At 58.4% G+C, this 21,720-nt stretch carries 16 protein-coding genes, 2 tRNA genes and 3 rRNA genes; 7 read left to right on the top strand and 14 right to left on the bottom strand.

The window, feature by feature from the left end; all coding sequences use genetic code 11:
* The first annotated feature begins 63 nt into the window (after positions 1–63).
* Both murJ and queF read left to right on the top strand, forming a co-directional pair.
* Positions 64–1,599: a murein biosynthesis integral membrane protein MurJ gene (gene murJ / locus FAZ30_RS01570; RefSeq protein WP_137008487.1), complete on the top strand. Its 1,536-nt coding sequence runs from the start codon at positions 64–66 to the stop codon at positions 1,597–1,599.
* Between the two features lie 21 nt (positions 1,600–1,620).
* On the top strand, positions 1,621–2,460 hold the full coding sequence (gene queF / locus FAZ30_RS01575; RefSeq protein ID WP_137008489.1) for an NADPH-dependent 7-cyano-7-deazaguanine reductase QueF: 840 nt from the start codon (positions 1,621–1,623) through the stop codon (positions 2,458–2,460).
* A gap of 69 nt (positions 2,461–2,529) precedes the next feature.
* Here the strand turns inward: queF and FAZ30_RS01580 are convergent, their stop codons facing one another.
* Positions 2,530–3,210: a pseudouridine synthase gene (locus tag FAZ30_RS01580; protein WP_124644631.1), complete on the bottom strand. Its 681-nt coding sequence runs from the start codon at positions 3,208–3,210 to the stop codon at positions 2,530–2,532.
* A 185-nt stretch (positions 3,211–3,395) separates the two neighbouring features.
* Between FAZ30_RS01580 and FAZ30_RS01585 the strand changes: the two genes are divergently transcribed.
* Complete coding sequence (locus FAZ30_RS01585) at positions 3,396–4,106, top strand: alanyl-tRNA editing protein (protein WP_137008491.1); 711 nt, start codon at positions 3,396–3,398, stop codon at positions 4,104–4,106.
* 68 nt (positions 4,107–4,174) lie between these two features.
* Here FAZ30_RS01585 and parE read toward each other — a convergent pair whose 3' ends face one another.
* On the bottom strand, positions 4,175–6,139 hold the full coding sequence (gene parE, locus FAZ30_RS01590; RefSeq protein ID WP_124644629.1) for a DNA topoisomerase IV subunit B: 1,965 nt from the start codon (positions 6,137–6,139) through the stop codon (positions 4,175–4,177).
* A gap of 153 nt (positions 6,140–6,292) precedes the next feature.
* On the bottom strand, positions 6,293–6,841 hold the full coding sequence (locus FAZ30_RS01595; protein ID WP_103524099.1) for an RNA pyrophosphohydrolase: 549 nt from the start codon (positions 6,839–6,841) through the stop codon (positions 6,293–6,295).
* Between the two features lie 198 nt (positions 6,842–7,039).
* Between FAZ30_RS01595 and FAZ30_RS20870 the strand changes: the two genes are divergently transcribed.
* The 4 genes from FAZ30_RS20870 (at position 7,040) to pssA (ending at position 11,334) form a co-directional block, all read left to right on the top strand.
* Positions 7,040–7,174, top strand: coding sequence for a hypothetical protein (locus FAZ30_RS20870; protein ID WP_255424589.1), 135 nt, complete (start codon positions 7,040–7,042; stop codon positions 7,172–7,174).
* A 60-nt stretch (positions 7,175–7,234) separates the two neighbouring features.
* Positions 7,235–8,563 (top strand): glutamine synthetase family protein, encoded by a 1,329-nt coding sequence (locus FAZ30_RS01600; protein WP_137008493.1) that lies wholly within the window; start codon positions 7,235–7,237, stop codon positions 8,561–8,563.
* A 10-nt stretch (positions 8,564–8,573) separates the two neighbouring features.
* A complete protein-coding gene (locus FAZ30_RS01605) occupies positions 8,574–9,890 on the top strand; it encodes an NAD(P)/FAD-dependent oxidoreductase (RefSeq protein WP_137008495.1) in 1,317 nt (438 codons plus the stop codon).
* A 103-nt stretch (positions 9,891–9,993) separates the two neighbouring features.
* Entirely contained in the window at positions 9,994–11,334 is a 1,341-nt protein-coding gene (pssA, locus tag FAZ30_RS01610; protein ID WP_137008498.1) for a CDP-diacylglycerol--serine O-phosphatidyltransferase, read from the top strand.
* A 109-nt stretch (positions 11,335–11,443) separates the two neighbouring features.
* On the opposite strand, the gene rrf is transcribed toward pssA, so the two are convergent.
* The 11 genes from rrf to FAZ30_RS01665 form a co-directional block, all read right to left on the bottom strand.
* A 5S ribosomal RNA gene (gene rrf, locus FAZ30_RS01615) occupies positions 11,444–11,558 on the bottom strand.
* Between the two features lie 147 nt (positions 11,559–11,705).
* Positions 11,706–14,597 (bottom strand): 23S ribosomal RNA (locus FAZ30_RS01620).
* A 276-nt stretch (positions 14,598–14,873) separates the two neighbouring features.
* Positions 14,874–14,949 (bottom strand) — tRNA-Ala (locus tag FAZ30_RS01625).
* A gap of 4 nt (positions 14,950–14,953) precedes the next feature.
* Positions 14,954–15,030 (bottom strand) — tRNA-Ile (locus FAZ30_RS01630).
* Positions 15,031–15,094: 64 nt separating this feature from the next.
* Positions 15,095–16,630 (bottom strand): 16S ribosomal RNA (locus tag FAZ30_RS01635).
* Together the 16S, 23S and 5S rRNA genes with 2 tRNA genes alongside form the textbook arrangement of a ribosomal RNA operon.
* 470 nt (positions 16,631–17,100) lie before the next feature.
* Positions 17,101–17,463 (bottom strand): thioredoxin, encoded by a 363-nt coding sequence (gene trxA / locus FAZ30_RS01640; protein ID WP_137008499.1) that lies wholly within the window; start codon positions 17,461–17,463, stop codon positions 17,101–17,103.
* Between the two features lie 188 nt (positions 17,464–17,651).
* Positions 17,652–17,999: a 5-carboxymethyl-2-hydroxymuconate Delta-isomerase gene (locus FAZ30_RS01645; protein ID WP_137008501.1), complete on the bottom strand. Its 348-nt coding sequence runs from the start codon at positions 17,997–17,999 to the stop codon at positions 17,652–17,654.
* A gap of 1 nt (position 18,000) precedes the next feature.
* The gene (locus FAZ30_RS01650) at positions 18,001–18,951 is read right to left on the bottom strand and encodes a class I SAM-dependent methyltransferase (RefSeq protein WP_137008503.1); all 951 of its coding nucleotides are present in this window, start codon (positions 18,949–18,951) and stop codon (positions 18,001–18,003) included.
* A 116-nt stretch (positions 18,952–19,067) separates the two neighbouring features.
* Entirely contained in the window at positions 19,068–19,592 is a 525-nt protein-coding gene (coaD, locus tag FAZ30_RS01655; RefSeq protein WP_059286369.1) for a pantetheine-phosphate adenylyltransferase, read from the bottom strand.
* A 179-nt stretch (positions 19,593–19,771) separates the two neighbouring features.
* A complete protein-coding gene (locus FAZ30_RS01660) occupies positions 19,772–20,743 on the bottom strand; it encodes a peptide ABC transporter ATP-binding protein (protein ID WP_124642535.1) in 972 nt (323 codons plus the stop codon).
* Positions 20,743–21,714, bottom strand: a complete 972-nt coding sequence (locus FAZ30_RS01665) for an ABC transporter ATP-binding protein (protein ID WP_124642533.1) — start codon at positions 21,712–21,714, stop codon at positions 20,743–20,745. Before FAZ30_RS01665 ends, FAZ30_RS01660 begins: the two co-directional genes overlap by 1 nt.
* Positions 21,715–21,720: the final 6 nt, after the last annotated feature.

The following is a 21,720-nucleotide window of genomic DNA, read 5'->3' on the forward strand; positions in this document are numbered from 1 at the left end:
TTGCAACAATAAACCCGCCAGCGTAAACTAGCCGGCTTGCTCAACCCGCCCTCCCCCCAATAAATGAACCTGCTCAAGGCTCTGGCTGCAGTCAGCAGCATGACCATGGTGTCGCGTATTCTCGGCCTGGTCCGCGACACCCTTATCGCCCGCGTCTTTGGCGCCGGCATGGCGGCAGATGCCTTTAATGCCGCCTTCAAGATTCCCAATATGTTGCGCCGCCTGTTCGCCGAAGGGGCGTTCTCCCAGGCTTTCGTCCCCATCCTGGGCGAATACAAAAATCAGAAAACCGCAGACGAAACCCGCAAATTCGTCGCCAAGGTGACGGGGGTGCTGGGTTCGGTACTGCTGCTGGTGACCGCCATCGGCATGTTGGCCGCCCCGGCCATCATGTGGATCTCCGCCCCCGGCTTTTATCGCGAACCGGCCAAAGCAGCCTTGTTTGCCGACATCCTGCGCGTGTCGTTTCCTTATATCTTTTTCATTTCGCTGTCGTCGATGACCGGCAGCATCCTCAATAGCTGGGGAAAATTCTCGATTCCGGCCTTCACGCCCACCTTTCTGAATCTCAGCTTCATCGTGTTTGCACTGTGCTTCACCCACAACTTTCACCCACCCATCATGGCCATGGCCTGGGCGGTGTTTGTCGGCGGCTTGATTCAGTTGGTGTGGCAGCTGCCCTTTCTCAAGCAGATCGGCATGCTCACCATGCCCATCTTCGACTTCAAGGACGCCGCAGTATGGCGGGTGATCCGCCAGATGGGCCCGGCCATCTTCGGAGTATCGGTGGCGCAGATTTCCTTGCTGATCAACTCCACCTTCGCCTCCTTCCTGCCCACCGGCAGCGTGTCGTGGATGTATTACGCCGACCGGCTGATGGAATTCCCCTCCGGCGTGCTGGGCGTGGCGCTGGGGACCATCCTGCTGCCCTCGCTGTCCAAGCATGCGGCCAGCAAGTCCGACAGTGAATTCAGCGTGCTGCTGGACTGGGGCATTCGCCTGTCGCTGCTGCTGGCGGTGCCGGCCACGGTGGGGCTGGGCCTGCTGTCGGGTCCGCTGCTGTCCACCTTGTTCATGTATGGCCGCTTTACTGCGCATGACGCGCTGATGTCGCAACAGGCCGTCATCGCCTACTCCCTGGGCCTGCTGGGGCTGATTCTGGTCAAGGTGCTGGCACCGGGCTTCTACGCCAGACAGGACATCAAGACGCCGGTACGCATTGCCCTGATTACCCTGGGCTGCACCCAGCTGATGAACCTGATGTTTGTGTTTTCGCTCAAGCACGCCGGGCTGGCGCTGTCGATTGGCCTGGCTTCATGTCTGAATGCCGGCCTGCTGCTGTCCACCCTGCTGCGACGCAAGATCTACCAGCCACAGCCGGGCTGGAACAGCTTCCTGACCCGGATGACCCTGGCCATCCTGGCCATGACCGCCGTGCTGCTGGCCCTGCAATGGCTGCTGCCCATCCACTGGGATGGCCACGCCTGGCAGCGCGTGTGCTGGCTGACCCTGCTGGTGGTGGCTGGCGCGCTCACCTACTTCGCCTCGCTGTTTGCACTGGGCTTCCGCCCGCGCCAGTTCATGCGCCGCGAACATTGAACCCTATTGCAAGGAAACACCATGAAACCTCAAGCCATGTCACCGGAACAGTCCCCGCTGGGTAAGACCGTCAGCTATCAGGACGAGTACGACGCCAGCCTGCTGTTTCCCATTCCGCGCAAGATGAAACGCGATGAAATCGGCGTGAACGAGCAGGCACTGCCCTTTGCCGGTGTGGATATCTGGACCGGCTTCGAGCTGTCCTGGCTGAATGCACGCGGCAAGCCGCAGGTGGGCATTGCCACCTTCCGCATTCCGGCCGACAGCCCCAATCTGATCGAGTCCAAATCGTTCAAGCTCTACCTGAACAGCTATAACCAGACCCGTATTGCCAGCCTGGCCGAGCTGCAGGCGCAGCTGGCGCTGGACCTGTCCAATGCCGCCGGCCGCCCGGTATCGGTCAGCGTGCAGCTGCCGCAGGACTTTGCCGCAGAGCGCATTGCCGAGCTGGATGGTGACTATATCGACGAGCAGGACATCGCCGTGGACAACTACGCCCCCTGCCCGGACATCCTGCACGCCGATAGTGGCAATATCGTCAGCGAGACCCTGTGCAGCAATCTGCTCAAGTCCAACTGTCTGGTGACCGGCCAGCCAGACTGGGGCAGCGTACAGATCAGCTATACCGGCCCCCAGCTGGAACGCGAGGCCCTGCTGCGCTACCTGATCGGCTTCCGCCAGCACAATGAATTCCACGAGCAGTGCGTGGAGCGCATCTTTACCGACATCCTGCGCGCCTGCGCGCCGCAGCAGCTGACGGTGTACGCCCGCTACACCCGCCGTGGCGGCCTGGACATCAACCCGTGGCGCAGCAATGGTGCCGAGCCGCCACTGCACAACACCCGCACGGCTCGGCAGTAAGTTGGCCGTCCAAAGTAAAAAAGCCTGCTTGTCGTCCAAGCAGGCTTTTTTGCGGGCAACACCCGGCCATCAAAACGGTACGGGGGCCTCGAATTCCATTTCTTCACGGGTAATCGGGTGGCGCAATACCAGCCGCGAGGCGTGCAGCAGCAGACGCTCGGCCTTGGCCAGCACTTCCGGCGGCGCGTAAATGTCATCGCCCAGAATGGGATGGCCGCTTTCCAGATGCAGCATGTGCATGCGCAACTGGTGGGCGCGGCCGGTTTGCGGGTCCAGTTCCATGCGCGAGGTCTGACGCAGGGAGTCGCGCAATACCACGCGGTAATGGGTGATGGCTTGCTTGCCCTCGACCAGATCGACCTTCTGCCGTGGCCGGTTGGGCCAATCGATGATCAGCGGCAGGTCGATGGTGCCGCTATTGCTTTCCACAATACCGTCCACCACGGCGATATAGCGCTTTTTCACCTTGCGATCCATAAAGGCAATCGACAGCGCGCGCTGCATGGCCGCCCCACGGCCAAACACCATCAGGCCGGAGGTGGCCATATCCAGGCGGTGCACGGTAAGCGCATCCGGATACACTTGCTGCACCCGGCTGACCAGACAATCCTCCTTGCCCTCGCCACGCCCGGGCACCGACAGCAGGCCGGACGGTTTGTCCACCACCACCAGGCAGTCGTCGGCATAAATCACCGCCAGGCCGGTATCCGGCGGCGGGGTGTAGGTTTCCAGATTATGGGCTTGGGTCATGGCAGCACACCGCGCCCGGCCTTGCAGCAGGCGCGCAAAAAACGAAGAACGGGCGATTATCGTATTCCCGGCCCGGCTTCACAAGCTGTCACCCTGCATTTGCCGGGGAATTGCCACTTGAAATGCCTGGCCATTGCCATCACCCTGTCATGCTTACCCTACCCAAGCCCATGCAAGGAGTTGTCATGCCGGAGCGCTTTTATCTCGACCCTTACCAACGCCAGCTGGAAACCACCGTCGTGCGCCATGACGATGCCGGCCTGGTATTGGCAGACACCCTGTGCTACCCGCTGGGCGGCGGCCAACCGGGCGATATGGCAAGCCTGACGCTGGCGGATGGCAGCACACTGGCCATCAGCGATACCCGCCGCAACCGCGAAACCCGCGAGATCGCCCACATCACGGCAGCAGACGCCCCTCGGCTGGCAGCCGGCAGCGCCGTCACCCTGACGCTGGACTGGACTCGCCGCCATCGCCACATGCGCATCCATACCGCGCTACACCTGCTGTCTGTGGTGATCAAGGCCGGCGTCACCGGTGGCAATCTGACCGCCGAATCCGGCCGACTGGACTTCGACATCCCGGAGGGCATGGAGCTGGACAAAGATGCCATCGAAGCCGGCCTGAATGCGCTGGTGGCACAAGACCTGGCGCTATCCGTGCAGATGACCAGCGGCGCAGCGCTCAAGGCCCGGCCAGAGCTGATCAAGACCATGTCAGTGACCCCGCCGCTGGAGTTGCCGGAAATCCGCCTGATTGCCATCGATGGTGTCGATCTGCAGCCCTGTGGCGGCACCCATGTGCGCAGCACCGGCGAGATTGGCCGCCTGCTGGTGAAGAAAATCGAGAGCAAGGGCGCGCGCAACAAGCGGGTGGTGATTGCGCTGGCCGACTGAACAGGCTGCATCGACAATGCAAAAGGGGACCCGCAGGTCCCCTTTTGCATGCCTGGACAGCCGCCGACTCAGATATCGGCTTCCACCTCGTTGCCCTTGGCTTCCATCCAGCTACGACGGCTGGAAGCCTCACCCTTGCCCATCAGCATGACGAAGGTGGACAGGGTATGGGCCAGCTCGCCCGGACGCACCTGCACCCGCGACAAGCGCCGGGTATCGGGATTCATGGTGGTGTCCTTCAGTTGCTCCGGGTTCATCTCGCCCAGACCTTTGAAGCGCGAGATGCCCCAGCTGCCCTCACGCACCCCTTCACTACGCAGACGGTCGAGGATGGCATTCAGCTCACCCTCGTCCAGCGCGTAAATTTTGCGCGGCGGACGGTTCTTGCCCGAACCCGGCACGTCCACCCGGAACAGCGGCGGCTGGGCGATGTAGATATTGCCGTTTTCGATCAGCCGCGGGAAATGGCGGAAGAACAGCGTCAGCAACAGCACCTGGATGTGCGAGCCGTCCACGTCGGCATCGGACAGGATGGCGATCTTGCCGTAACGCTGGCTGGACAGGTCGGGATGATCTTCCGGCCCGTGCGGGTCCACACCGATGGCCACCGAGATGTCATGGATTTCGGCATTGGAAAACAGCTGATCCTTGTCGGTTTCCCAGCTGTTGAGCACCTTGCCGCGCAGGGGCAGGATGGCCTGGTATTCCTTGTCGCGGGCCAGCTTGGCCGAACCACCGGCCGAGTCGCCCTCCACCAGGAACAACTCGTTGCGTTCCAGATCTTCGCTTTCGCAATCAGTCAGCTTGCCCGGCAGCACGGCAACGCCCGAGCCTTTTTTCTTTTCTACTTTCTTGACCGACTTCAGCCGTGATTGCGCCTGACGGATGGCCAGCTCGGCAATCTTCTTGCCGGCTTCCACATTCTGGTTCAGCCACAGCTCCACCGGGTCCCGCGCCAGGCTGGAAATCAGCTTGAGCGCATCGCGGCTGGTGAGCTTGTCCTTGGTCTGGCCCTGGAATTGCGGGTCGAGCACGCGGGCCGACAGGACGAAACGCACCCGGCTCCACACGTCTTCGGCCATCAGCTTGACGCCGCGCGGCAGCAGATTGTGGTGGTCGATGAAGCTCTTCACCGCATCAAACACCCCGGCACGCAGGCCGGCTTCGTGGGTACCACCGGAGGGCGTGGGAATCAGGTTGACGTAGCTCTCGCCGCTGGCACCGTCTTCGAACCAGGCCATCGCCCATTGCACACCCTCGCCCTTGGCAAACTGTTCGTGGTCGTCACCGATATAGGCTTCGGCGGCAAACAGCGGGGCCACCGGCTCGTCGCCATTGCACAGCTCCGCCAGATAGCTTTTCAGGCCCTGCGGATACTGCCATACCTTGACCTCATCACCACTGGGCTTCTCCACCGTCAGCGTCACCGCAACGCCGGGCAGCAATACCGCCTTGGCACGCAGCAGCCTTTCCAGTTCGGCCAGCGAGTAACGCGGGCTTTCGAAATATTTGCCGTCCGGCCATACCCGCACGCGGGTGCCGCTGGTGCGCGAGCCACAATCGCCGATACGGGCCAGTGGCTCGATCACATCGCCACCGGAAAACACCAGGCGGTGGACGCCGCCTTCGCGCTTGACCTCGACTTCCAGCCGCGTGGACAGCGCATTGGTGACCGATACGCCCACACCATGCAGGCCACCGGAGAAGGCATAGGCACCGCCATCCTTCTTGTTGAACTTGCCGCCGGCATGCAGCCGGGTAAAGACCAGCTCCACCACCGGTACGCCTTCCTGCGGATGCAGGCCAACCGGAATGCCACGGCCATCGTCTTCTACCGACAGCGAGCCGTCCTGATGCACGGTGACGGCAATCTTGCGGGCATAGCCGCCCAGCGCCTCGTCGGCTGCGTTATCGATGACTTCCTGACAAATATGCGTGGGGTCGGTGGTACGGGTATACATGCCCGGCCGTTCCTTGACCGGTTCCAGTCCCTTGAGCACCCGTACCGAGGATTCGTCGTACTGTTGAGTCATAGCTTGTTTCGTCGCCTGGTTCGGCCCTGCAGCCAGGGCCAAGCTGAATGATGTCGCCACCCCGCCACACGGAGGAGCCGGCATGATGCTCAAGCGGCAGCACTGGGCCGCCGCTTGCTTGAAGAATGATGCAGATCGCCCGGCAATGCGGCGTCAGTGATCCTGCAGCTTGTCCGGCAATCCGCACGCTGGCTGGCGCATGCGTTGCAGGAAGCTGTCGTAGTTTTCCAGGCCCTTGAGAAAACGCGATAACTCGGTCAGGGCGCGGATATAGACATCGCGCTTGAACTCGATGACCGCATCCACCGGCGCCCAATAGTCATTCCAGCGCCAGCCGTCGAATTCCGGATGGCTGCTGGCTCGCAGGCAGACATCACAATCGCGCCCCGTCAGCCGCAGCAGGAACCAGATCTGTTTCTGCCCCTTGTAACTGCCGCGCCATTCGCGCCTTACCCAGTTGCTGGGCACGTCATAGCGCAGCCAGTCGCGGGTACGCCCCACGATCTTGACATGTTGCGGCAACAGCCCGACCTCCTCCAGAAGCTCGCGGTACATGGCCGCCTCCGGGCTCTCGCCCGGCTTGATGCCTCCTTGCGGAAATTGCCAGGAATGCTCGCGCACCCGCTTGCCCCAGAACACCTCATTTTTACCGTTGATGAGGATGATTCCGACATTGGGGCGATATCCGTCCCGGTCCAGCATGAAAAAAACCTGCAAATCGTCTAGTTGACCGAATTTTTGCACATTTCGTCAGCTCTTGCCATGCGGCTGTCCACCGGAGTGCCCGGCAAATCCACCACAGCATGCGCCAGGCACGTTAAAAAAAATTGACGCCACCGGGTAAAGCCGTTTAAAAATTCAGCGCAGCACTACCCACCCTTCATCAGGATGCCCTGCCTCATGCAAGCACGTCGTACCCCACCAGCCTTCCCCGCCCTGCCTCTGGCAGTGGTGGCGTTGTGCCCGTGGGCCAATCCGACAGCCTTGTCGCTGGGCTTCTTCATCCAGCCTTTCACTGCAGTTGGTCATCGCTAGCGTTGTGCCGTAATACCCGCCGATGGCGGCTCACGACAATGCATAGCACAAGGACCATCCATGCAAGATTCTGCAAATTGGCTGCACAGCCACGGCATTCGCACGGTCGAATGCCTGTTTTCCGACATCACCGGTAGCGCACGCGGCAAGGTTGTCCCGACCGCCAGCCTGCTGGCTACTAGCGAACTGCGCTTTTCCCAGGTAGGCCTGGTACAGAGCGTCAGCGGCCACTGCCTGCAACAGCTGGTGCCCGAACTCGACCCCGACATGCGCCTGCTGCCTGATACCAGCACCCTGCGCCAGCTGCCGTGGAGCCGCGAACCGGCGGCCATGCTGATTCACGACTGTCTGCATGAGGATGGCAGTCTGGTGGAATTCGCCCCGCGCAATGTGCTCAAGCGGGTGCTGGCACGCTATGCCGAACTGGGACTGACGCCGGTCGTTGCGCCAGAAATGGAGTTCTATCTGTTTGCCCGCCGCAACAGTCTGGATGCTGCCCCGCAAGCCCCTGCCTGCTACGGCACGACCGGCGACAGCCTGCGCCAGCCCTATTCACTGGACCGTCTGCACGATCTGGATGCAGTGCTGGGCGATATCCAGCATGGCTGCCAATGCCTGGGCATCGGGGCAGATACCTTGCTGCAAGAGGTAGGTTGTGGCCAGCTGGAAATCAATCTGCAGCATGGTGATGCCATTGCACTGGCCGACCAGGCCTTCCTGTTCAAGCGCATGGTGCGTGAGGCCGCAGCACGCCAAAATCTGGAAGCTTGTTTCATGGCAAAACCGCTGGCCGATGATGCCGGCAGCGCCATGCATATCCACCAAAGCCTGGTGTATGCCGACAGCGGCCGCAATGCCTTCTCACAGGATAACGGCCAGCCTGCTCCGCGCTTCGCCCACTATATCGCCGGCCTGCAACATTACCTGCCGGATGCCTTGCTGCTGCTGGCGCCCTACGTCAACTCCTTCCGCCGGCTGGCACCCTTTACCGCAGCGCCCATCAATGTGGAATGGGGCTATGACAACCGCACCTGCGGCTTGCGCATTCCCCATGGTGGCCCACAAGCACGACGGGTGGAAAACCGCTTGCCGGGCGTGGATGCCAACCCCTATCTGGCTTTGGCCACCACCCTGGCCTGCGGCTTGCTTGGCATGCAACAGGAACTGCAGCCCACGGCTCCGCTGGATAGCAGCGCCTATGGCCGCCCCTACGCCTTCCCCCGCACCCAGCTGGAAGCGGTGGAGCGGCTGGCCGCCAATGCTGAACTGGCCGCCGTACTGGGACCGCAGTTTGTTGCCACCTATTGTCAGCTCAAACTGAGCGAATGGCAGGAATTCAATCGCCAGGTCAGTCCCTGGGAGTATCGCCATCTGCTAAGCCAGGCTTGAAAGCGCTTGCATGAACCGAGAACACGCACCGCATCTGGCCCAGTTTGATGGCCATCACATCGACTCCTGGCATGCGGCCACTGCACCACTGCGCGAGCGCTACCCGGTTCTCAACGAAGTCATCCGCTGTGATGTCTGTGTGGTGGGGGCCGGTTTTACCGGCCTGTCTACGGCGCTGAGCCTGGCGGAAAAAGGGTTGTCGGTCACCTTGCTGGAAGGCGCTCTGGTCGGGTTTGGCGCATCAGGCCGCAATGGTGGCCATATCCTGCACGGTTTTGCCGCCACCATGGCCGCATTTGAAAAGCAGCTGGGAGGCCGCGGTGCACGGCAATGCTGGGACGCCTCGCTGGAGGGTGTCTCGCTGATTGCCAACCGGATCCATCAGCATCAGATCGACTGCGAGCTGCGCTGGGGCGTCCTCACCACGGTGCGCAACCGCCGGCAACAGCAGTGGGTGCAGGCTCAACAGCGCCAGCTGCAGGCTTATGGCTATCACGACACACAATGGCTGGAAGGACCGGCGCTACGCGAGCACATCGACTCACCGTCCTTCAGTGCGGCACTTTACGACAGCGGCTGCGGTCACCTGCACCCGCTCAAGTATGCGCAGGGACTGGCGCGGGCGGCCTCGCAGGCTGGCGTGAAGTTGTTTGAGCACTCGCCCGTCACCTCCATCGACGAGGACAAGCGGGGCTTGCAGATCGGCACACCACAAGGCTGGGTCAATGCCGACAAAATGGTGCTGGCCTGCAATGTCGATATCGGGCCATTAGAGTCCACACTGCGGCGCTGCATCGTACCGCTGCGCTCGCATATCATTGCCACGGCACCCTTGCCGGCAGAACTCGCCAGCAGCCTGCTTCCGGGTGGGGCCGCCGTCTGTGAAGGCAGCCCCTTGCCGGACTATTTCCGCCTGACAGCGGATCATCGCCTGCTGTTTGGTAGCCTGCCAGGTAGTTCCAGCGCCAGTCCGCAGGCCATGATGGCCGAGCGCCAAGCGCGCCTGGCCAGCATCTTCCCCCAGTGGAAAAACCGGCAAATTGACTATGCATGGAGTGGGCATGTGGATGTCGGCCCGGCACGCTTGCCACAGATCGGTCGCCAGGGGCAGCGCATCTACCACGCCCAAGGCTTTGCCGGCCATGGCGTCGCATTAAGTGGCATGGCCGGGCAAATGCTGGCAGAAACCATGGCGGGCGATATCGGCTGCTTCGATGTTTTCAACAAGCTGTATGCACATCCGCTACCACTGCCGGCGTCACTGGAAGACAGCCTGCTGCGCCTGTCTGTGCTCTACCACCGCCTGCGCGATGCCATTGGTTTCTAGCGGCCTACCTGCGGCAAGCAAGCATGACCCTGCTGGCGACCCCAAAACCCGCAAACGATGCTAGGATGCCTCGATCAACCGTTTTACTCGTGATCGATCCCGCATGGCATTTCTTCTTGACCGGCCTTCATTGCAGCGCCTGCCCCGTTTTCCGCTGAGCGCCGCCGCATTTACCACCCTGTCCAGCGCTACAGCGTTTCGTCATACCTTGCTGGCCGCCATCGCCAGCGCCCGGCAGCGCATTTACCTCACGGCACTCTATCTGGAACAGGATGAGGCCGGTCGTGAAATACTGGCGGCACTGTTTGAGGCCAAACAAGCCAATCCGGCACTGGACGTACGCATCATGGTGGACTGGCACCGCGCACAGCGGGGTCGTATCGGCGAAAGCCACGACAGCTGCAACGCCGCCTGGTATCGAGAGGAATGCAGCCGCCACGCCGTCGAACTACCCATTTACGGCGTCCCGGCACAAACACGCGAACTGTTCGGCGTACTGCACCTGAAAGGTTTCATTGTCGACAATCAGGTTATCTATAGCGGTGCCAGCCTGAACAATGTCTATCTGCACAAGCAGGACAAATACCGTTTCGACCGCTATCACCTGCTTGAAAATGCCGCACTGGCCGACAGCATGGCCAAGCTGATGTGCCAGCACTTCTTCAATGACGAAGCGGTATTCCGGCTAGACAAACCAGTACCCAGCACCCGCAGCATCCGCAAGGAAATCCGCGCCTTTCGTACCCGGCTGGAAACCATACATTATACCCTGCCGCCAGAGCAGACCTGCCAGCACGGCATGGGTGTCACCCCGGTACTGGGACTGGGCAAGGGCAACGCGCTGAATCGCCTCATCCTGCAATTGATCGCCAAGGCCGAGCAGCGGCTGGTCATTTGCACCCCCTACTTCAACTTCCCCATGGCGGTACTGCGCGCCATCAATCGCGCCCTGCGCCGTGGTGTGGAAGTCACCATCATCGTCGGCGACAAAACCGCCAATGATTTTTTCATTCCCGAATCCGAACCCTTCCGCTTGATTGCAGCACTGCCCTATCTGTATGAAATGAACCTGCGCCGCTTTGCCAAACGCCGCCAGGCACATATCGATGCCGGGAAACTCCACCTGCAGCTATGGAAAGAGGGTGACAACAGCTACCACCTCAAGGGCATGTGGTGTGACCAGCAGTACATCTTGCTGACCGGAAACAATATGAATCCGCGCGCATTCAGGCTGGATCTGGAAAACGCCTTGCTGATTCACGATCCGGAACAGCAACTGCAAACGCAAAGCCATACCGAGCAGCAGCACATCCTGCAGCACACCACCCGCGTCGACCATTACCGCCAACTCGACAACGTACGCCATTATCCACTCAAGATACGCACCTTGCTTACCCGTCTCAGCCGCGTTCGCATCGACCGCATGCTGAACCTCATGCTGTAACACGCCATCCCCAGACGCAACAAAGCCGCCCTTGGGCGGCTTGTGGGCACTCAGGCCAGGCCCAAACGCACAAAGCCCAGCTCGAGTGAGCTGGGCTTCTGTATGGGGAGTCTGGCGGTGTCCTACTTTCACATGGCGAATGCCACACTATCATCGGCGCTAAGGCGTTTCACGGTCCTGTTCGGGATGGGAAGGCGTGGGACCACCTCGCTATGGCCACCAGACATAAACTGTCAACAAACTCGAAGAAGCTTTGTACCCCAGACTCCGTCTGGAACACTGAATTAATTAGATATCTTACTCTTGGATCTTTGATCGCGTCGCACATTCACTATCCATTCGGTCTCGGTCTCCCAAGCCACTCAAATGATAGGATCAAGCCTCACGAGCAATTAGTATCGGTTAGCTTAACACCTCACAGCGCTTCCACACCCGACCTATCAACGTCCTGGTCTCGAACGACTCTTCAGGAGGGTCAAGCCCTCAGGGAAGTCTCATCTTCAGGCGAGTTTCCCGCTTAGATGCTTTCAGCGGTTATCTCTTCCGAACTTAGCTACCCGGCAATGCCACTGGCGTGACAACCGGTACACCAGAGGTTCGTCCACTCCGGTCCTCTCGTACTAGGAGCAGCCCCCGTCAAACTTCCAACGCCCACTGCAGATAGGGACCAAACTGTCTCACGACGTTTTGAACCCAGCTCACGTACCACTTTAAATGGCGAACAGCCATACCCTTGGGACCGGCTACAGCCCCAGGATGTGATGAGCCGACATCGAGGTGCCAAACACCGCCGTCGATGTGAACTCTTGGGCGGTATCAGCCTGTTATCCCCGGAGTACCTTTTATCCGTTGAGCGATGGCCCTTCCATACAGAACCACCGGATCACTATGTCCTGCTTTCGCACCTGCTCGACTTGTCGGTCTCGCAGTTAAGCTACCTTTTGCCATTGCACTATCAGCACGATTTCCGACCGTACCTAGGTAACCTTCGAACTCCTCCGTTACACTTTGGGAGGAGACCGCCCCAGTCAAACTGCCTACCATGCACTGTCCCCGATCCGGATAACGGACCAAGGTTAGAACCTCAAAGGGGTCAGGGTGGTATTTCAAGGTTGGCTCCACCAGAACTAGCGTCCTGGCTTCAAAGCCTCCCACCTATCCTACACAAACCACTTCAAAGTCCAATGCAAAGCTACAGTAAAGGTTCACGGGGTCTTTCCGTCTAGCAGCGGGGAGATTGCATCTTCACAAACACTTCAACTTCGCTGAGTCTCAGGAGGAGACAGTGTGGCCATCGTTACGCCATTCGTGCGGGTCGGAACTTACCCGACAAGGAATTTCGCTACCTTAGGACCGTTATAGTTACGGCCGCCGTTTACTGGGGCTTCGATCAAGAGCTTGCACCCCATCACTTAACCTTCCAGCACCGGGCAGGCGTCACACCCTATACGTCCACTTTCGTGTTGGCAGAGTGCTGTGTTTTTGATAAACAGTCGCAGCCACCGATTCTCTGCGACCTCTCCAAGCTCCATCCGCAAGGGATCTCACCTAAAGAGGCATACCTTCTCCCGAAGTTACGGTATCAATTTGCCGAGTTCCTTCTCCTGAGTTCTCTCAAGCGCCTTAGAATTCTCATCCTGCCCACCTGTGTCGGTTTGCGGTACGGTTCTTGTGTAGCTGAAGCTTAGTGGCTTTTCCTGGAAGCGTGGTATCAGTCACTTCAGGTCCGTAGACCCTCGTTATCACTTCTCGGTGTTGAATGAAAGGGCGGATTTGCCTACCCTAACCACCTACCAGCTTGAACGACCTATTCCAACAGGCCGCTGACCTAACCTTCTCCGTCCCCACATCGCACTACACAAAAGTACGGGAATTTTAACCCGTTTCCCATCGACTACGCTTTTCAGCCTCGCCTTAGGGGCCGACTCACCCTACGCCGATGAACGTTGCGTAGGAAACCTTGGGCTTTCGGCGAGCGGGCTTTTCACCCGCTTTATCGCTACTCATGTCAGCATTCGCACTTCTGATATCTCCAGCATCCCTTACGAGACACCTTCACAGACCTACAGAACGCTCCCCTACCATCTGCACTTACGTGCAAATCCGCAGCTTCGGTTATCAGTTTGAGCCCCGTTACATCTTCCGCGCAGGACGACTCGACCAGTGAGCTATTACGCTTTCTTTAAATGATGGCTGCTTCTAAGCCAACATCCTGGCTGTCTGGGCCTTCCCACTTCGTTTACCACTTAACTGATCATTTGGGACCTTAGCTGGCGGTCTGGGTTGTTTCCCTCTTGACGATGGACGTTAGCACCCACCGTCTGTCTCCCATGCTCGCACTTTCCGGTATTCAGAGTTTGCCATGGTTTGGTAAATCGCAATGACCCCCTAGCCATAACAGTGCTTTACCCCCGGAAGTGATACATGAGGCACTACCTAAATAGTTTTCGGGGAGAACCAGCTATCTCCGAGTTTGTTTAGCCTTTCACCCCTATCCACAGCTCATCCCCTAGTTTTGCAACACTAGTGGGTTCGGACCTCCAGTGCGTGTTACCGCACCTTCATCCTGGCCATGGATAGATCACTCGGTTTCGGGTCTACGCCCAGCAACTAAATCGCCCTATTCGGACTCGGTTTCCCTACGCCTCCCCTATGCGGTTAAGCTTGCTACTGAACGTAAGTCGCTGACCCATTATACAAAAGGTACGCAGTCACCCCTTACGAGGCTCCCACTGTTTGTATGCATCCGGTTTCAGGTTCTATTTCACTCCCCTCCCGGGGTTCTTTTCGCCTTTCCCTCACGGTACTGGTTCACTATCGGTCGATCACGAGTATTTAGCCTTGGAGGATGGTCCCCCCATCTTCAAACAGGATTTCGCGTGTCCCGCCCTACTTTTCGTATGCTTAGTACCAAGAATGAAATTTCGTGTACGGGGCTATCACCCACTATGGCGGACATTTCCAGGTCCTTCCACTATCTCAATCTCTATCACATACAGGCTATTCCGCGTTCGCTCGCCACTACTGACGGAATCTCGGTTGATTTCTTTTCCTCGAGTTACTTAGATGTTTCAGTTCACTCGGTTCGCCTCCACAGACCTATGTATTCAGTCTGGGATACCTATTGCTAGGTGGGTTTCCCCATTCGGACATCGCGGGATCAAAGCTCTATTGCCAGCTCCCCCGCGCTTTTCGCAGGCTTACACGTCCTTCATCGCCTGTGATCGCCAAGGCATCCACCAGATGCACTTAGTCGCTTGACCCTATCATTTCAGTAACCTAAATTACCAATCCGACAGAATGTGTTTGTGCGACGTGCCACACCGCCCCTTTTGATATGGCGACATGACACTAGATACAATCAAATTCCCAAGATGACGATTTGTCCTACATGCAGAATTAACTCCATGTATTTCATCTCGCCGTCTAATTAATTCGGCTTCTTCAGTTTGTTAAAGATCGGGCATTGTAAAAACAACGCAAACAGAAATTCACGCAACCCTGACAGGTTGTGTGCGCTTTTGTTTGCACTGTAAGAATGGTGGAGGATGACGGGATCGAACCGACGACCCCCTGCTTGCAAAGCAGGTGCTCTCCCAACTGAGCTAATCCCCCAAACTGGTGGGTCTGGTAGGACTCGAACCTACGACCCCTGCGTTATCAACACAGTGCTCTAACCAGCTGAGCTACAAACCCAGTTACTACCCTTAAATCACGAATAACCGATAGGTTGTGAATACTTGACGATCGCCTTCTCTAGAAAGGAGGTGATCCAGCCGCAGGTTCCCCTACGGCTACCTTGTTACGACTTCACCCCAGTCATGAATCCCACCGTGGTAAGCGGCCTCCTTACGGTTAGCCTACCCACTTCTGGTGAAACTCACTCCCATGGTGTGACGGGCGGTGTGTACAAGACCCGGGAACGTATTCACCGCGGCATGCTGATCCGCGATTACTAGCGATTCCGACTTCACGCACTCGAGTTGCAGAGTGCGATCCGGACTACGATCGGTTTTATGAGATTGGCTCCACCTCGCGGCTTCGCGACCCTCTGTACCGACCATTGTATGACGTGTGAAGCCCTGGTCATAAGGGCCATGAGGACTTGACGTCATCCCCACCTTCCTCCGGTTTGTCACCGGCAGTCCCATTAGAGTGCTCAACTAAATGGTAGCAACTAATGGCAAGGGTTGCGCTCGTTGCGGGACTTAACCCAACATCTCACGACACGAGCTGACGACAGCCATGCAGCACCTGTGTGTCGGTTCTCTTTCGAGCACCAAGCCATCTCTGGCAAGTTCCGACCATGTCAAGACCAGGTAAGGTTTTTCGCGTTGCATCGAATTAATCCACATCATCCACCGCTTGTGCGGGTCCCCGTCAATTCCTTTGAGTTTTAACCTTGCGGCCGTACTCCCCAGGCGGTCAACTTCTCGCGTTAGCTACGCTACCAAGGATTCAAACCCCCAACAGCTAGTTGACATCGTTTAGGGCGTGGACTACCAGGGTATCTAATCCTGTTTGCTCCCCACGCTTTCGTGCATGAGCGTCAGTGTCATCCCAGGGGGCTGCCTTCGCCATCGGTATTCCTCCGCATCTCTACGCATTTCACTGCTACACGCGGAATTCTACCCCCCTCTGACGCACTCTAGCCGTGCAGTCTCCAATGCAGTTCCCAGGTTGAGCCCGGGGCTTTCACATCAGACTTACACAACCGCCTGCGCACGCTTTACGCCCAGTAATTCCGATTAACGCTTGCACCCTACGTATTACCGCGGCTGCTGGCACGTAGTTAGCCGGTGCTTATTCTTCAGGTACTGTCATCCCCCAAGGGTATTAACCTTAGGGATTTCCTCCCTGACAAAAGTCCTTTACAACCCGAAGGCCTTCTTCAGACACGCGGCATGGCTGGATCAGGCTTGCGCCCATTGTCCAAAATTCCCCACTGCTGCCTCCCGTAGGAGTCTGGGCCGTGTCTCAGTCCCAGTGTGGCGGATCATCCTCTCAGACCCGCTACTGATCGTCGCCTTGGTGAGCTCTTACCTCACCAACTAGCTAATCAGACGTCGGCCGCTCGAATAGCGCAAGGTCTTACGATCCCCTGCTTTCCTTCTCAAAGCGTATGCGGTATTAGCTATCCTTTCGGATAGTTATCCCCCACTACTCGGCACGTTCCGACGCATTACTCACCCGTTCGCCACTCGTCAGCGGAGCAAGCTCCCTGTTACCGTTCGACTTGCATGTGTAAAGCATGCCGCCAGCGTTCAATCTGAGCCAGGATCAAACTCTTCAGTTCAATCTCATAGCAAATTTTCTGGCACGCAAGATCAAAGAAATAAACAAGTACTTCTTCTTCTTGCAGTGCAAGTATTTGGCTTTCGCCAAGTACTCACACCTATCGGTTATTCTGTTTTTTAAAGAGCGGTGCAGGTCGCTGCGTTTCGTTTCCGTCGCTGCGTTGTCTGCTGAGGAGGCGAACTATACCGCCGCACCCTGTCCTCGTCAACACTTTGTGCGAAGAAAAGTGCAGATTCTGGCCAAACATCGACTCTCATCGGGCTAAGTGACTGAGGGGAAACGGCTTATGCCGTGGGGGTTTTATTACAGTCTTGCTGTGGGTGCGCAGAAACCGGCGCCTCCCCGTTCGCACTTGTCGTGATGGGTGGAGCTGGCTGGCGTAAAAAGGGGGGCACCACACCGACACCGACAGCAAAAAGCCCGGCTGACGCCGGGCTTTTTGAGAAACCATGCTCAGGTTCTCAGCGTTTACTCATCTTGCGCCGCGATATCGGCTTTTACCTTTTCCATGTCCAGCTCGCGCAGCGCCTTGATCAGCTCTTCAAACTGGGCCGGCATCATGGCGCCAGACTGATTGAAGACGATGATGCCATCCTTGAGTGCCATCAGCGTGGGGATGGAGCGGATCTGGAAGTGGGCGGCCAACTCCTGCTCTTCTTCGGTATTGATTTTGCCGAACACGATATCCGGGTGCTTGAGCGCCGCCGCTTCGAAAGTGGGGCCAAACATTTTGCATGGCCCGCACCATTCGGCCCAGAAGTCGAGAATGACGATACCGCCCTTGTCGACGGTTTCATTGAAACTGCTGCCGGTGATATTGATGGTGGCCATGCTGTGCTCCCTGGCGGTGTAGCGACACCGCGAATAAGTGATAGCAGCAAAGATGGGACTGGCAGCGGCATTTGCAAGTGCTGCCACCATGGTTTGTAGCAATCAGGATGATTGCGATGGGCTATTCCGACAAAGACAAAGGCCCACTCAGTGGGCCTTTGTTCTCTCTATATAGTGTGCTGAGCGATTTACAGCACCAGCTTGCTATAACTTTCTTTTTCCATCTGGCAGATTTCCACACACAGCTGGGTGCCTGGCGGCCCGGAAACTTGTTGCTGCAATACTGGCAGCAGGCTGGCGGACAGTTGCTGACGGGTAGCCAGATCACGCCCGGTCAGAATGTGCAGTTGCAGGTGAACAAATGGGTGAGCACCTGGCTCAGTGCCGGTCAGCCAGTCATCCAGCGAGATGGCCCGGCTTTTGATATCGACAGCCTGAAACTGCCCACTGGCCAGCAGCGTCTGGTTGATGGCCAGCAAGGTGGCGGGAACATCCAGCTGCAATCCTTTGCTGTACTGCATGATGATCTGCGGCATGTCAGGCTGCTTTCTTTTTCAGCTGATAACACTGGTGAATCTTGCGGTTGCGGAAGTCTTCCGGCACCGACTGGGCGCTGATGTCGCGGATGTGATAGTCCTCGGCCAGCCGCTCGTCCAGCACGAAGCTGCGCAGATTATTGGAGAAGTACAGCGTGCCGCCCGGTGCCAGCAGGGCCATGGCATAGTCGATGAGCCAGACGTGATCGCGCTGGACATCGAGAATGTCCTGCATTTTTTTGGAGTTGGAGAAGGTGGGCGGGTCCATCACGATGAGGTCGAACTGTTTGCCTTCGTCCACCGCTTGTTCCAGATACTGGAACACATCGGCGCGTACCAGCTGGTGGCGCGCCAGATCCAGCCCGTTCAGTTCGAAGTTGCGGCGCGACCAGTCCTGATAGGTGTTGGACATGTCAACGGTTTCGGAACTGACCGCGCCGCCCGCGCCGGCGTAAACGGTAAAGCTGCCGGTATAGGCAAACAGATTGAGAAAGCGCTTGCCGGCGGCTTCTTCGCGCACGCGCTTGCGCGTGTTGCGGTGATCCAGAAACAGGCCGGTATCCAGATAGGCATCCAGATTGACAATGAAGCGCTGGCCAAACTCCTCCACGATGAAGTCATCACCCAGCTTGCCCACTTTTTCATACTGGCTGACGCCCTTCTGGCGGCGACGGCTTTTCAGGGTGATGGCCTGCGGTGCGCGACCGGTGACCTCGGCAATGGCGGCGATAATGGCGGCAATCCACTGCTGATAGACTTCGTCTTCCATTGCCCAGCCGGTATCGTACTCCTGCAGGTGCACGCGCTCGCCGTACAGGTCGACCGCCAGCGGAAACTGCGGCACGTCCTTGTCGTAGACACGCCAGGCATCCAGCCCTTGGCGTGAGGCCCACTTGGCGTAGTGCTTGTAATTTTTCTGCAGCCGGTTGGCAAAGGCGGAGACATCGACCATAACATTCCTTGGCGACAGCGGCCGGTGTGGCACTGCCGGGTAATTCATTCGGACAAAAACAAACGCGCGCCAGCATAAGCTACCGGCGCGCGCATCAGCAAGTCCCGCTTTACCGCCTATTCAGGCTGATACATGGCGATCAGCTTGCGATAGACCGGCTCGGGCAGATACTGGCGAATCATGTTCTGCCAGCCACGCGGGCCGACCAGGCCCTTGACCATGGTGGAGGACACTTCGGCATATTCCCGCGGCGGCAGCAGGAAGATGGTGGTGATGTCCGGGTGCAGGTCCGAGTTGATGTAACGCATGGTGCGTTCGTATTCGTAGTCGCTGGCGGTACGAATGCCGCGAATGATGTAGTTGGCACCGATGCTCTGGGCGTAATTCACCAGGAACTGGTTTTCGAACACGTCTACCCGCAGCTTGTTGAAGCCTCGGGTGACGGCACGCAGCATCTCGACGCGCTCATCCACACTGAAGGTACAGTGTTTTTCCGGATTCACGCCGACCGCCACGATGAGTTCGTCGAACAGCTCTACCGCTTCGCGAATCATCCACAAGTGACCGTTGGTGACCGGGTCAAAACTTCCGGCGTACACGGCTCTTTTCAATTCTCGCTTCCCTTTGGATGTGTGTGCCATGGCGACTGTATCGTGCAGAGTAAGGGGGGTAAAGGCATTTTTGTTGCAGTGCGCCAAAAATGCGGCATAACGGCGGGCTTTTGCGTCTTTTACATCATGATTGCAGATCATTCTGGTGCAAGAAGCAAGAAAGGCCGACAAAAAGCCGGCCTTCGTCATCAAAACCGCACCGGAATGGGTCAGCTATTGATGTTTTCCGCGTGATGGCAGGCAATCATCCGCTCGTCGAGCGCACGCAATTCGGGCACTTCCTGCTGGCAACGCTCGTTGGCAAACGGGCAGCGCTTGTGGAAGGTGCAGCCGGATGGCGGATTCAGCGGACTGGGCAGTTCGCCATGAATCTTGATCTTGATGCGGCGGTCTTCCGGATGGATCGAGGGCGTGGCCGACAACAAGGCCTGGGTATAAGGATGCAGCGGGCGCGAGTAGATCTTTTCCTTGGCCCCCACTTCCACCGCACGTCCCAGATACATCACCATCAATTCATCTGCCACATGCTCCACCACCGCCAGATTGTGCGAGATGAACACATAGGCGGTATTGAACTCCTCCTGCAGATCCATGAACAGGTTCAGCACCTGCGCCTGGATGGACACGTCCAGCGCCGAGGTCGGCTCGTCGGCCACCACGATTCGGGGATTCAGCATCATGGCGCGGGCAATGGCGATACGCTGACGCTGGCCGCCGGAGAACATGTGCGGATAACGGTAGTAATGTTCCGGACGCAGACCGACCCGCGTCATCATGGCGCGCACGCGTTCTTCGCGCTCGCTGGCGGACAGGCTGGTATTGATGTCCAGTGGCTCGCCCAGCTGGGTGCCAATCTTCTGGCGCGGATTGAGCGAGGCGTAGGGGTTCTGGAACACCATCTGCACCTTGGTACGCATGGCTTTCAGTTCGGCCTTGCTGGCGGTGGCTGCATCCTGCCCTTCCAGCAATAGCGAGCCGGCAGTCGGCGCTTCGATCAGTGTCAGCTGGCGCGCCAGCGTGGACTTGCCACAACCGGACTCGCCCACCACCGCCAGCGTCTTGCCGGCAGTCAGTTCAAAGGAGACGCCATTGAGCGCCTTGACCTGGGCCGCCGGCTTGAAAAAGCCCTGGGCGACATCGTAATAACGGGTGAGATCCCGTGCCTGCAATACGGTGCTCATCATGCCTCCTTGGCCGTAATCGGGTAGTGGCAGCGCACGACGCCACCTTCAATAGCGGTCAGGCCCGGACGTTGGGCCTTGCACTTGTCCTCGACATAGGGACAGCGCGGAGACAACAGGCAGCCGGATGGCCGGTCGTACTGGCCGGGCACGATGCCGGCCAGCGTGGACAGGCGATGCGCCCCCTTGCTGTGTTCCGGGATCGACTTGAGCAGCGCTTCGGTATAGGGATGAGCCGGTTTACGGAAGATGCCCGGCACTTTGGCCATTTCCGCCACCTGGCCGGCATACATTACCGCCACCTTGTGCGCGACTTCAGCCACCACGGCCAGATCGTGGGTAATCATGATCAGCGCCATGTTCTGGCTTTTTTGCAGATTGACCAGCAAGTCCATGATCTGCGCCTGGATAGTGACATCCAGCGCCGTGGTGGGCTCGTCGGCAATCAGCAACTTGGGGCTACAGGCGATGGCCATGGCGATGACCACGCGCTGGCTCATACCGCCGGACAGCTGGTGCGGATAGGCTGCCAGACGGCTGGCTGCCGCCGGGATTTCCACCATTTCCATCAGTTCCAGCGCACGCTGCTTCAACGCAGCGCCGCGCAGGCCCTGATGGATTTTCAGCACTTCCATGATCTGGTAACCCACGGTGTAGCTGGGGTTGAGCGAGGTCATCGGGTCCTGAAAGATCATGGCAATATCCTTGCCGACGATCTTGCGCCGCTCACGCGCCGAGATGGTGAGCAGGTTCTTGCCATCAAACTGCAGAGTATCCGCCACGATGCGGCCCTGCCCTTCCAGCAGGCCCATCATCGCCATCATGGTGACCGATTTGCCCGAACCGGACTCGCCGACGATGCCGACGATTTCGCCCTGATCAACCGTCAGGTCCAGGCCTTCCACCGCGCGGAAGGGATTGTGTTGCGAACCGAACTCCACCGAGAGGTTCTTGATTTCCAGCAGGCTCATACATCC

Source organism: Aquitalea aquatilis, from assembly GCF_005155025.1.
In the GTDB taxonomy this organism is placed as follows: Bacteria; Pseudomonadota; Gammaproteobacteria; order Burkholderiales; family Chromobacteriaceae; genus Aquitalea; species Aquitalea aquatilis.